General features: G+C 38.0%; 10 protein-coding genes and 1 pseudogene. 3 read left to right on the forward strand and 8 right to left on the reverse strand.

Annotation, left to right across the window (positions count from 1 at the left end):
* Nucleotides 1-66: 66 nt before the first annotated feature.
* The 4 genes from IPL35_14525 to IPL35_14540 all read right to left on the reverse strand — a co-directional run bounded on the left by IPL35_14525 (nucleotide 67) and on the right by IPL35_14540 (nucleotide 4,064).
* Nucleotides 67-762: a PorT family protein gene (locus IPL35_14525; protein ID MBK8444543.1), complete on the reverse strand. Its 696-nt coding sequence runs from the start codon at nucleotides 760-762 to the stop codon at nucleotides 67-69.
* A 352-nt stretch (nucleotides 763-1,114) separates the two neighbouring features.
* Nucleotides 1,115-2,086 carry an energy transducer TonB gene (locus IPL35_14530; GenBank protein ID MBK8444544.1) on the reverse strand — a complete coding sequence of 324 codons (972 nt, stop codon included), beginning with the start codon at nucleotides 2,084-2,086 and terminating at the stop codon, nucleotides 1,115-1,117.
* A 125-nt stretch (nucleotides 2,087-2,211) separates the two neighbouring features.
* Entirely contained in the window at nucleotides 2,212-2,946 is a 735-nt protein-coding gene (gene bshB1, locus IPL35_14535; GenBank protein ID MBK8444545.1) for a bacillithiol biosynthesis deacetylase BshB1, read from the reverse strand.
* Between the two features lie 122 nt (nucleotides 2,947-3,068).
* Nucleotides 3,069-4,064, reverse strand: coding sequence for a hypothetical protein (locus tag IPL35_14540; GenBank protein ID MBK8444546.1), 996 nt, complete (start codon nucleotides 4,062-4,064; stop codon nucleotides 3,069-3,071).
* A 447-nt stretch (nucleotides 4,065-4,511) separates the two neighbouring features.
* On the opposite strand from IPL35_14540, the gene IPL35_14545 reads away from it, so the two are divergent.
* Together IPL35_14545 and IPL35_14550 are read left to right on the forward strand one after the other, a co-directional pair.
* Complete coding sequence (locus IPL35_14545) at nucleotides 4,512-5,519, forward strand: carboxypeptidase-like regulatory domain-containing protein (protein MBK8444547.1); 1,008 nt, start codon at nucleotides 4,512-4,514, stop codon at nucleotides 5,517-5,519.
* 73 nt (nucleotides 5,520-5,592) lie between these two features.
* Entirely contained in the window at nucleotides 5,593-6,930 is a 1,338-nt protein-coding gene (locus IPL35_14550; protein MBK8444548.1) for a hypothetical protein, read from the forward strand.
* Between the two features lie 7 nt (nucleotides 6,931-6,937).
* Here the strand turns inward: IPL35_14550 and IPL35_14555 are convergent, their stop codons facing one another.
* From IPL35_14555 to IPL35_14570, 4 genes and pseudogenes are all read right to left on the reverse strand, one after another.
* On the reverse strand, nucleotides 6,938-7,654 hold the full coding sequence (locus IPL35_14555) for a hypothetical protein (GenBank protein ID MBK8444549.1): 717 nt from the start codon (nucleotides 7,652-7,654) through the stop codon (nucleotides 6,938-6,940).
* A 37-nt stretch (nucleotides 7,655-7,691) separates the two neighbouring features.
* Nucleotides 7,692-9,518 carry a VCBS repeat-containing protein gene (locus IPL35_14560; protein ID MBK8444550.1) on the reverse strand — a complete coding sequence of 609 codons (1,827 nt, stop codon included), beginning with the start codon at nucleotides 9,516-9,518 and terminating at the stop codon, nucleotides 7,692-7,694.
* Complete coding sequence (locus IPL35_14565; protein MBK8444551.1) at nucleotides 9,515-10,096, reverse strand: hypothetical protein; 582 nt, start codon at nucleotides 10,094-10,096, stop codon at nucleotides 9,515-9,517. The genes IPL35_14560 and IPL35_14565 overlap by 4 nt, the downstream gene beginning before the upstream one ends.
* A 615-nt stretch (nucleotides 10,097-10,711) precedes the next feature.
* A pseudogene (locus tag IPL35_14570) lies at nucleotides 10,712-11,451 on the reverse strand (tRNA threonylcarbamoyladenosine dehydratase).
* A gap of 698 nt (nucleotides 11,452-12,149) precedes the next feature.
* Between IPL35_14570 and IPL35_14575 the strand changes: the two are divergent.
* On the forward strand, nucleotides 12,150-13,232 hold the full coding sequence (locus tag IPL35_14575) for a hypothetical protein (protein MBK8444552.1): 1,083 nt from the start codon (nucleotides 12,150-12,152) through the stop codon (nucleotides 13,230-13,232).
* Nucleotides 13,233-13,295 lie beyond the last annotated feature (63 nt).

Consider the following 13,295-nt stretch of genomic DNA (forward strand, 5'->3'; position numbering starts at 1 on the left):
GTTTTTGTTGATTATTGATAATGAATTTGAGTATATCTGTTATACAAAAATCTTCAAAAAAAGTATTTATTGTTTATTGTTTTTCTTAAAAACACCCACCCCTAAAGGAATACGATAAGAAACTAAAAATTGAAAATTTCTGTTCATCATGCTTGTACCGTCTGAATATTCTTTCTGCATAATGTTGGCAATACTGTGTCCATAACGTATTTCTGCCGACAACGTACCGATACCTATTTTTCTGCCGATACCCACCCCCGCATAAAAACCTACATCATACGAAGAAAAATGAATATCCTTAGGTTTTATTGTCTCTGATGGATTTCCGAGAACAGAACTCAAACTTGCTCTGATATGGTTAGTGTAGGAAAAATAGGGACCGCCAAAGGCATAGAAATGTGTTTTTTTCCATTGTTTTGTATATTTTAATAAAAGGGGCAACTCTAAGTAATCAAAGCGAAGGTCTATCTCCGCATGATTACCCAAAGTATCCATGGCATTAAAATTCCAGCCTTTTTGCACATAATTCAACTCCGGCTGCAATGCCCAATGCTTGCTTAATGCAATTTCTATCGGAATACCCACCATAAAACGTGTTTTCCAATAAGTGTTTTCAACCGTCTGCGGGTCATCATCGCTTCTAATAAACATTTTGCTGCTGTTGATGCCCGTGTGCACACCCACCGAAACCTGGCCATAAGCAACCGAACAATGACATACAAAAGCGATAATTACGCCTGTGATATAAAATAGATGTTTCATAAATAAAATATTTTAATTTAAATACGCAATAGCTTATACAGTGGTTGCTGCTGCAATATGTTAATTTTATTTAAGAATTTTTCAGGGGTACTATTCAACAGACAAATGGATAGTCCATTTTTCGGGAGTGGATAAAGTATATTTTACTGCTTTATATTTCTTTTTTATAAAAAATAGAAGTATATAAAATGGTGGGTGATTGCGACAAAAACCACTATATATGATTCAAGTGCGGGAGTTTTTTCAATAGATTTTCCGGCTGTTTTATAATTTACCTAAAACAAACCCATACTAATATTAGAACTTACTATTCAGGTAATAAAAAAACTGAATAATAAATAACATTAAAAAATTACTGTACCATAAATGTAAAAGTAATGGTTCCTGTTTGAATTTCGGGGGCATCTGCCAGGGGTGTAAATTTTGCTTTTCGGGCTGCATCTAAGGCTTTATCTTTCAGCACAGTTGCCGATTTAGAAGATCCTTTTGTTACATATTCCGCCGACAATACTTTGCCGCTTCTATCCACTTTTATCAGTACATTTACGATACCCTCCACCTGCGAATTGTCGTTGATATTCGGAATACTCACCAATTTTCTGCCGCCCAAAGCTACTTTCACACCTTTGCCGGAATAATAGTCGCTGCCTGTGCCACCGGAAGGACGATTATTAGCTCCAATGCCACCGCCTTGGTTAGAAGTGCCACCGCCGCGCATTGCTGCATCTACATCGCTGTTGCTGTTTCCGTTGCCGTTTCCTGCGGTATTTTGACCATTGCGGCTGCTGAAGAGCGAACGACTGTCTATTTGCTGTGGTTTATTAGACGTATTATTATTGGTAGAGGCTGATGTATTGTTGTTGTTTTTTGCAGGGCGCGTGGTATTCGATTTATTATCGCTTACTTTGGGTTTGTTTTTAGCGGAGTTGCCGCCTTTGATAACGGGGCTTTCTTCATCGGCATCGCTGTTCAGAATATTATCCTTGCCCGAGGAGGCGGTGGGTTTTGCTCCAGCGGGTTTGGAGGCACTATTACTGCTGCTCGCGGCAGGGGCAGCAGCAGAAAAACCGATATTGTCGGCACGGCTGCCCTCCTGACCGGGTTGTGTAACTACACCTTCCATTCCTTTACCGCCACCAGACGAAAGCAATTGTAATGTTATCAATTGTTCGTCTTTTTTCTGTTCATCTTTCAATTTTGTTTCAGAACTCAAATACAAAAAAAAGAAAGTCAGCAAAAGTAAACTATGCAATATTATCGTACCGATAGAAGCCTCTAAGGATATATTATTTTCTTCCTGAATAGGATAAGTATAGGCGGACATAATTTTTTTTATTTTAAATGGCGTTGCGTTTTAATGATGATCTTCTTCAACGTAAAAATATATTATTTAGTTTAGCCCGCCATTATTCAAGGTTGTTTTTTAACATAAAATATCAAAAAAATGACTTAATATACATCAAAAACGCTTTTTACGCCCATTATTTTTGTTACATTAAACCCTTCGGCATACTCAAAATTACAAGAGCGTCCGTGTTCACGACCGCGGGTAATGATATTTTCCAAGAACTGCGGAGAAGAAATATAAGTTTCCGGTTCGCCGGAGGCAGGGTCATAAAATTGTGATTTAAAAGCGCGAATTGCCAGCATTTTTCGCTCCATAAACGGCGAAATATCTACAACAACTTCAGGTTTTATCCAATAATCCTGAATATAATGCAATACCAAACGCGGTCGCCAGGGTGCTTGTGGTGTGCCGTTTGCATCAAAAGTAGGTATTTTGGGCAAACCCGAAAAAAAACAGGCATCTGCCACTATTTGTGCACCGCGCCGATGGTCGGGGTGGCGGTCGCTGAGGGCGTTGGCGAGTACTATATCGGGACGATAGCGGCGCAGCACTTGTATGAGTACGCGGCGATTGTCGGCGGTATTTTCAAAATAACCGTCGGCAAGTTGCAGATTTTCGCGCACATGCAAACCCACAATGCGAGCGGCTTCGGCGGCTTCTATATCGCGCAGGGCTGCTGTGCCGCGCGTACCCAACTCGCCGCGCGTCAGATCGGCTACGCCTACTTTTTTACCGGCAGCGATTTCTGCCATCAATACGCCGCAACAAGCGAGTTCGGTGTCGTCGGGGTGGGCGGCAAATGCCAGCATATCTAATTTTTTTATTTTTTCTGTCATCTGCTCTAATAAAAAGAAAAACTTTGCCAAAATAGCGACTATTCGGGCAAAGTTTTGATATAAAATATTATCTTTGAATAGACGCTCTACACTACTTATTCGCTGAAATCCTGTTTTTTTATTTAAAACAATCCGTCTTTGAGTTCAAAAGTAGTAGAACCAATTTTAAAACCTTCGTGATAAATTTCGGCACTATAAGTTCCTTCGTCATATTGCATATCTTGTTCCCAAAATAAACAATAATTTTCGCGGCTTTGGTTATAATCCAACAAACCCTTGGCGGTGTATTGCTGCTCCTGACCGCTTTCGGCGAGTTTAAAAGTACCCGAGCCTAAAGATTGAACGGCAACTACTGTACCTTCGGGGCTTAAAATACGCAAATAAACCGCTTTTTGCCCGGCATCGGCGGCTTTATTGGGCAACAAGTCAAAGCATACTTTGATACGCTCGGCTTTTTTGGTATTTTTGGTTTCCACTTCTTTGCCACTGTTGCGATATTTCACGGCTACGGCTTTCACATTTTCGGCATCTAATACAGCGGCGCGGTTAAATCGCTGCGAAAGTTGCTCTTTTTCTTGTGTTACCTTTGTTTTTTCCTGATTTAATTGCTCTTTTTCCTGCGTAAGGGTCGTTTTTTCTTGCACCAACTCTTCTTGCTTACTAATCAATGTTTTACGTTCTTCTTCTTTTACGGTCAGTTGCTCATTGAGAGCCGTATTTTCTTTGCGTAATTCCTCTAATTGCTGAATATAATTGCTGCTGCTATTTTTGAGTTGAGCTATCAAACCGCGTGCTTCTTCCAATTCCTTTTTGGAAGAACCAGAGCGGCTCAATATTTTGGCAATTTCATTTTTTTGATTTTCAATGGTGCTTTGCAGCGACAGCAAAGAACTGTCTAATTCAATATTTTTGATTTTATAGGTTTCTAAAATCTGCACGGTTTCATCATATTGCTTTTGTAAATCTGCTTTTTCGGTTTCTACAGTTGCCAATGCCTGACTCAATTCTGTTTTTTGGGCTTTTGTTTTAAAATAATTATACAACAAAAAGCTGTTGAGCAGCAATAATAAACCGATAAGGATTAAATAAACGCGATTTTTTGAATTGTCGGTTTGCATACTTAGAATGAATTGTTGTTTTTAAATTAAAAGGGTTTTGTGTTGATTTTGTATAGATTACTCCAACATAAAATGTTGAACATACAAGGTCAAAGTTCGCATTTTTTTAGAAATTTTAACATTTTTTATTTTATATCATTATTAAACATCTTTTTTAGCTTTTTATTTGCCATATCTATTATAACTTTGGCGGGGATTTTTTAAAAAAATACAATATCTAAAAAAATACAAGCGAATCATTAGAGTGTATTTTTTGTGATAAAGGTTATTTTTTGCCGGAAAATAAAATTTTTAATCCAATCTTAAATTTTTCTTTATTCAGATAGTCTATCTAAAATCATTTTCAAACTTTATTGCGTGCTACGGCTGTTTTTTAAAAATTTTATATGAGAAAAGTTCTTTTTCTGCTTTTTTGTTGTTTTGTATGCGATATGCGGCACATTTTCTGTGGAGGCTCAAAATACCAACACTGCTATCAAAGGCAGGGTTTCTGATTTGGAAACGGGCGAGTTGTTGCCTTTTGTGACGGTAGTATTTGACGAAAAACGCACCGTGGGCACCAGCACCGACATCAACGGAGAATTTGCGATCCCAAGCGGAGTACAATTGCTCACTTTTAGTTTTATCGGTTACAATATGCTGCAAGTGCGCTTAGACACAATTAATTTGAGCCAAAAAGTAATTGATTTCAAACTACAAAGCGGCGAAGTGAATTTGCAGGAAATCGTCATTGTGCCCAGCGGCAATCCCGCCAATCTGATTATAAAAAGGGTGCTGCGCAACAAAGATATCAACGACCCGCAAGAGCGTTTACATTCTTACTCCTACGAAAATTACAGCAAAACCACCTACGATTTTATCCCCAAAGCTCCCGAAGAAATCGGCAACGACCCGCACAAGCGCGAGAGCAAGTTGTGGAAAAAATTTGTGCAACGCGCCCGCCAAATCGCCGATGAGCGACATTTGCTCGTGATGGAGAGCGTATCGCGCAACGACTTCATTGCTCCCGACCACCGCCTCGAAACCGTCATTGCCAATAAAGTATCGGGTTTCAACGACCCCGCTTTTGCCATTATTCCTTCGCGCTTCAAGCCATTTACGCTCTACACCGATTTTATCTCGCTCATTGATAAAGACTATGTAAGTCCCATCAGCAAGGGCAGCACCAAACAATACGCTTTTAATATAGAAGATACGCTCTTTACACAAAGTGGCGATTCGGTGTATATCCTCACTTACGAACCACAGCGCGGCAAAAATTTCAACGGCTTAAAAGGAATTTTATACATCAACAGCAACGGCTACGCCGTAGAAAATATCATTGCCGAGCCTTCTGACGAAAGTTTGGTGTATGCGCGTATGAATCAAAAACAACAAAAAACTGAGCAAGGCTATTGGTTTCCTTCAGAAATCGGCTTTGAGGTGATTTTTGAAAATATCCCCGCAAAGAAGTAGGAATGAAAATCAACGCACGCAGCTACATCAGCAAAGTAGAGATTAATCGGTATTAGATGCCAAAAAATTTGATTTGGAAACCTTGGTACTCGAAGAAGGAGCAGCACAAAAAGATGATACTTACTGGAAACACCACCGCCGCGATACTCTCACTGCCAAAGAGCAAAAGACCTACGAAGTAATGGGCGCACTGAATAAAAAATTCGGATTTGATAAGTGGGCAAAAATCGGACAGAAACTGAGTTTTGGTTATTTTCCTTTGGGCAAATTGGATTTGGATTTGAATTATCTGGCACGAAAAAACGACTATGAAGGGTATCGCTTAGGAATAAGATTGCGTACCAACGAAGAAATTTCTAAGCGATTCACGGTAGGAGCAGCAGCCGGATATGGTTTTGGTGACAAAGCGTGGAAATATGCCGGCAATGTATTGTGGCTGTGGGACAAAAAAGGTGATTATCAAAGCGAAATACGCTACAGCAGTGATGTACGCCCCGCCGCCAGCCGCACTACGCTGGCTTATCCGGGGTCTATTATTGACCTGCGCAATTACCTCACCGCCAATTTGGATTTGATAGAAGAAAAAGAAGTAGCCACCAAAATACGGCTGATGAAATACGCCACTGCTCGCCTGAGCCTCAACCAAAACCGCAAAATACCGACTTATAATTATAGCTTTCAGCCAGATTTGGGCGAGCCGGATTTGGATAATATTTTCCACTTTACCGATGTGGCGGTGCAATTGCGCTATGCTTACAAAGAAAATTTTATTGAGTCTTTCGGGCAGCGCGTATCTTTGGGCACGCCCTATCCTATTTTGTATTTTACCTACACACAGGGCTTAAAAGATGTATTAGAGGGCGAATATGCCTATAACAAATACGAAGCGGCAATTGCTCAAACACTGCGTTCCAAATATTTGGGTATTACGCGCCTGCACATAGAAGGCGGTTATATCAACGGCAGCGTACCTTACAGCAATTTGTTTCTCAATCGCGGCAATTTTAGTATTACCATTCCATTTTTTGTAGAGCGTTCTTTCCAAACGATGCGCACTTTTGAGTTTTTATCCGACCGCTATGTCAATATTTTCATCACCCACAATTTTGAAACGCGCTTGGTAAAAGGCAAATATTTTCGCCCCGAAATTGAGGTATCCCAAAACATTTCCTTCGGCACACTCAGCAATGCCGCCAACCATGTATTAGATGAAGATGTTAATTTCAAAACCTTAGAAAAAGGCTATTTTGAAGCGGGTTTGATGATGCGCAATTTATTGCGTTTCAATTTTTACAATGTGGCTTATTTTGGCATAGGCGGCGGTATTTTTTATCGCTACGGAGCCTATCATTTTGCCGATGAAAAAAGTAATATAGCAGGCAAAATTTCGCTGATGTTTAGTTTGAATTAGTGAAAAATCAAAATTTCAGTATTTTTGAATAATAAGCAGTAGTATAGCTTTTGTTATATATAGCAATATAATAAGATGCTGTGGGCAAGTTTGCTATATCCACTATACACGGCTGCTGATATTTTTCCAACTGACCCTTTTGTACGATTTTTCCCATAGCATTGTATAAAATATAGAAATAGTTTTCTTCCTGTGGCAAATCTGCGATGTAGATATATTTATTAATGGAGTTAAAATACACCTGAATTGATGATGTAGCCTCGTTTATAGGCAAAGAATGAAAACCTACAATGGAGGATACAAAATGATTATTGGTGGTATTAGTAATAACAGGTGGGTTTTCATCAAAATAGATGGCGGCGGAATTATTGACGATACTATGTTCAGGTATATCTGCCAAGGGACAAATTTTAAAAAACACGAAACCTTGACTTTCAATGTCATTGCTACTGCTGTCAGGCAAATTTATATTATCAAATATAAAATTTATAATTCCATTATTCAGATCTCTTTCCACTCTGTATTCATGAGAAGCAGTAAGCGGCTCAAAGGTATTCCAATCCAATAAATAGCTGAGAGTATCTCGTATAATTACCTTCTTTGCGGTAAAATTTCCTGTATTTTGAAAGCGAATGGTATATTTTAGGCAGGCATCCAATAAAGTAAAATGCTCTGTTCCTTGCCCTGTGGTTGCAATCGATTGTCGTTGGGGTCGTAGGAACAAACAACAATATCTTTATATATATCGCTGTTTCCCTCTATTATTTCGGAGCTATTAAAAGGGGGTTTTGATCATAATTGACAAAATACGGAATAGCAGAAACTTGTAAGGTGTCCCCCATAGCATTAAAATTAGGGGCAGTAAAATTCACAATAATGCTTTTGCTTTCAAAGGGTAGTAATTGTGAAACATCCCAAAACAATTGATTATTTTCAATAGAATCTGTTGTAGGCAGGGAACTACTTAAAATTAAATCTGAAGCGTAATTACATTGCAACAGGATAGAATCTAAAGGAAAAGCAGATTGGTTTCGGACAATAATTTGATAAGCGACCTCATTATTACAGATTAAAGGTGACGCTGTAATAAAGGCAGATAGCGAAAATTTTGATGTATCATTCGGAGTGATACCAAAATAATAATACAAAGGTGCGTTGTTTGTCGGCAGCACCTCAAAATGATAATCAGTAGAATCGCTACTTAAATGATATGCTTCGGGAACATTATAGTGCAATGTATAGTTGCCCTCTTCTAAATAAAACTGACTCACACCGGCAGTATTGGAATAAAAACCCAAAGCAGCAGGAGTAATTGTAAACAGTTGGTTATCTACAAAAAAATCATTTTCATCTTTTATCCCGTTGGCATTGTGGTCGTAAAACGCAAATGCTTTTACTGAAGGCTGTGTATTGAGATTATCAAACCACACTATACCATTTCCGATTTGTGGGTTGTTATCGCTCCAATACAGACCGATAACTTCTTTATCTCCATCATTATCCAAATCTACGGTATGTATATATTGCAATGGTTCCGCAAAGATTTCCTCTACCCATTCAAAATTACCTTCATTTTTATTTTGAAACCAAATCACGCCTTTCTCATTTGATTTAAGCAACAAATCTAAATCTTCATCGCCGTCTAAATCGCTCAAAGCAGCAATAGGTTTTATACCCGCTTCTATTAATAAAACTGCTTCTTCATTGCAATTTCCCAATCCGTTATTTTGCAGCCATGTTATTTTTCCATCACTCTGATGCGAACAAATATAATCCGTATATCCATCGTTATCTATATCTCCATTAGTAGAAATTAGCCCTTGATAAGAATAATTACTGCCGCCTGCATATATGCCCTGCAATGAGCCAGCACCATTATTTTTATAGATTAACTTTTTATAAGTGAGATCAGGTCCTGCCATTGTTTGGGCAATACAAGTAAAATCCACATCGCCGTCTTGGTCAAAATCACAAGGCGTGATATAATGATTGCCGAGATTCATCAATGTGTTTTTTATTTCTAATTCCCAGTTATCGGAAAGATTATTTCTAAACCATATCATATTTACGCCTGATGTATTTACGGGCATAATATCTATATCATTATCATTATCCATATCAATGGGCAAAAATTCTTTAAAATAAGTACCCGTTTCTATATAATGTAGTTCTTCAAAAACTTGCGAACCAGATTGGGCTATCCAATAGATGTTGTCGCTGCTATATAGGAGGTCATTATCTCCGTCATTATCCATATCTGCAATGCTAATACTTATGGTCGGTACTCCCTGATATGAGTACAGTTCTTTCATTGTACCAAAAACACCTGCTCCTAAATTTTCATACCAAACTATATTGCACCAATAGTCTGTATCCAAGAAAAAAGCAGTGGCAGTAATAAAATCTGCATCGCCGTCTCCTTCTAAATCGGCAACAAGCAAAGGAACACTAACATCAGAATCGTGCGCAATAAACTGGAAATCGTCAAAAAGTCCCTGCGAATGAAGATGATGAGGTATTGCCACAAAAGAGCAGAGGAATACAGCTAACAGCCGCGAAATTGCAGTAAAAAAGGGTGTGTATTTCATAACAGTAGTGTTTTTTTAAAAAGAAGTTGTTTAGAGTTTATTTTTTTGATCAATTTGCGAATAAAAATAGCGATAAAAGCAATTAGTGAAAGCGAAGTCCAATTTCGGGTGGAGGTTTCAAAACGGATTAAGAGGGCTTTAAAACTGTCCATCCAAGCGTTTGCGTGTTCAATGACCGACGTGTTTTTATAAAGCTGTTCATCAAAGATGTGCGTTCCGCCTTGATAGGGTTCTTCGTTTTTGTTAGTACCATTGCTAGGGTTGGGTTTGACATTGGCAATGATGCCTTCCTGTTCGCAGGCTTTATTAAAAAATCCGGGGTCTGCATTTAAAAACAGCCTCTCTAACTGGATACCTGCCTCTTTTAACATAGCACACACTTCTTTAAAAAGGGCTTCTATTTGGTATAAGTCGTGATGTTGTCCTTCTTGCGGACTCGCCATTGCCAGCATACCCCCCTGTTTATCAGACATATACAAGCTATTGCTTGTTTTGCAGGCTTTTCGTCCCTGATACCCCACCGCTTGCCCGCCTCGCTTCACGGGCGTATGGCTGCCATCAAATTCAACATTAGACATATCTAAAAATTGGCAGTTAGATCGGAGTAAATTCACCCAAGCCTTGCGCCAACAACCTAATTTTGACCAATTATTGAAATGTTGAAACACACTATTCCAACTAAAATTAGGAACAGAAAAGAATGCTTGCTTGTTGATTTTTTATGATTTAGTAACCACAAAGGTCTAACAAAATGAGTATATTTTTTTAATTATGCCTTTTTTTCTGCGCTTATTCCCTGATTTATGAAACTCTAAACAACTTCTTTATAAAACTATGCCAAATAGCCATTTTAATGGTATAATACCAAATAAACATCTAAATGGTACAGTGTGTAAAAATCTTCTATTCTGTAATGATATTATTGCTGATATCAGCCACGCTGAATGAAAATTGATACTAAAATTCTTGATTCTCTACGTATTTGCAGCGTCTGTAAGCTCAGGTTATTTCATCTTTTGTATGATCAATTATGTGGAACGCAGATAAAATAGATTTAGCGGATGCAGATAAGCACAGGTTTTTATCCATAAAAAAACCGCTCAATCCGTCAAATCTGTATTCTAAAAATATCAGCAAAATAAATGATTGACTGTGTTTATTGGTTTTATCTGATTTTAGTATAAAAGAAACCGCTAACTAAGCTCTGCTTCCTCTTTTTGCAAAATACGGCGTATCGCTTCGGCAGCCATACGCAAACCAAAAAGGGCGGGCATATAGGAAACAGTGCCATAAAAGATTTTTTGTAGCGGTTGCCCTCTGTCATTTGGAGGGCTTCGCGGGGTTGCAGCTCATCGGAATATACGGCGAGCACTTTCCACAAGGGCACTTTTTCACGTTTTAGTCCTTTGCGCACCTGCTGGGCAAATTTGCAATCGCGGGTGCGGTGCAGCCACGCCACTTGCACGGCGGCGGGGTCGGTTTTGCCGCCTGCTCCCATCGCACTGATAATGGGAATACGCTTTTGCACACAGGCTTTGATGAGGCGCAGTTTGGGTTTTACGCTGTCGATGCAGTCCAATACATAGTGCGTATCGGGCGGCACTAAATCGTAGCTGTCGTCGGGGGTAATAAAATGCTCCAGCACCTGCAACGCTACGGCAGGATTGATGTCGGAAAGGCGTTGTGCCATCAGCGCGGCTTTGCTCTGCCCGATGGTAGAGTGCAAAGCGGGCAGTTGCCGATTGATATTGCTTTGCTCCACCACATCGCCATCAACAATAATGAGCTTGCCCACGCCGGCACGCCCCAAAAATTCGGCGGCATAACTGCCGATACCGCCCAAGCCCACCACCATGATGCGGGCTTGTTGCAATTTTGCTATCGCCTCCGCTCCTATCAGCAGTTCGGTGCGCTGCAACCACGCTATACTCACGGGGTTGTAGATGTTTGTTGACAAAGACCTATTGCTCCGTTTTTAAATTTTTTACAAGAAAACGACAAGTTCACAAGCATCAATATTGTTGATTTTAACATTTTTTCTTTGGTTTTTAGTATGTATAATATTTTTTGCAACATATTTTTCTACCTATTCGTACTGCAATAGGAGGTAGTACAAAGTTAAAAAATAATCAAATAATCCAACCTAATTTTAATCAAGTGATAGAAGTACCTATCAAATGTTTCAAAATTTTATAAAATATAGATAATCAATTATAAAAAAATTACTATTACTCAATTCAGCGAACAGATCCGAAGTTTTACTTATGCGTCTAAAACAAAAGAGGCATAAGCACCTCATCATAGCAGCACGATAATGCATCATACATTTTATTTTTTAACCTAATTTTTTTAAAAAATATACTTTTTATATTTGTGCTACCTATTGTGATAAAATGCTGTGTTACGTTCTCTATAATATGATTAAATTCGCAATTATAGAACTAATTCATTTCCCCAATGAACATATAGTTTTGAATGTATAACGATACTATTTTGGTCATTTGGCGATGGATGTTAGTGTAATGCAGGTTTGATTTATTGGTAGTGGTTCCAATTTATTAATATTTATTAATAAGGAAGACAAACCCTGTCTCCTTTATTAATTTTATCCATTAAATTTTATTAAAAATTATGCGTTCTTTTGTTATTGTATTCATATTTTTTTCTTATACATTTGATATATATTCTCAAATTATTATCACAGATATTAATAACGAGCCTATTCCATTTGTTCAGGTAATTTCAAACAACAAATATTTTTTCGTTGAATCCAATATAGCAGGGAGGATTGAGGAAATAGATATAAATAACCTTGCGGCAACTGATACTTTGTTTTTTCATCATGTATCGTATAAATCTGAATTTAAAGTAAAAAGAGACTTATCAGGGAATGACACGATACATCTCGAACCTCGTATATATGAACTGGCAGAAGCCTCTATCTCTACAAACTCAAAAAAGAAAAAATTTGCGCTAATTGATGCGTGTTATAGAAGTTATCAAGCTAATAACGACTCCATGTTGTATTATTCGGATGGTAAAGTCGAATATCTATCTAAAACAGGAAAAAATAAATATAATCTTAGAAAAAAAGAGCATAGATCATTTGTAAATACTAAAATAGAGGAGTCTATGGCGCATAGAAGTGTCGGAATTACTTTTCTTCCGTACATTCCAAAACCACCTGAATATTATCTGCCATTCAATTACATAAAAAAGCACAATCTAATCCTAAAACAAGGTGCGAATGGAAATAAAGAAATTTTTTCACAAAAGGGAGAATTGATAGGTAAAATAGAAACTACCGATGCCACAATTACATTTAGCATCAATGACAATCATATAAATCCCACGCGCAAGGCTCTAAAAACGGAAGTTACCACGCAAGGGAAAGAATTTATTTTAGTTTTTAGAAACAACGGACTAAATAACGCAGCAGCAATTGATAAAATAGATGACTTATTATATTTTAAATCTATTAATAAAATATTGTACAAGCATAATAAAGATAAGAAACACACTAAGGTACTTCAAGTGCAAGAGTTGTTTATAGAGGATGTAAATTATACCAATACGGTAAATACCAACTCATACACAAATAGAAGCAGCCTGCCTCAATTCAGTAGCTATAATAGCAATTTTTGGAAAACATGCAATTGCGAAGCCTACTATTTGCCGAATGAATACCTTTTTCGTGGTCTTCAAGAGAAGTAGTTTTTTTGTAACTACAAAACACTGGCAATTAGTAAGGGATTGATGAATTATTTTGTAAAATAA

The organism is Sphingobacteriales bacterium, assembly GCA_016711285.1.
GTDB lineage: Bacteria > Bacteroidota > Bacteroidia > Chitinophagales > UBA2359 > JADJTG01.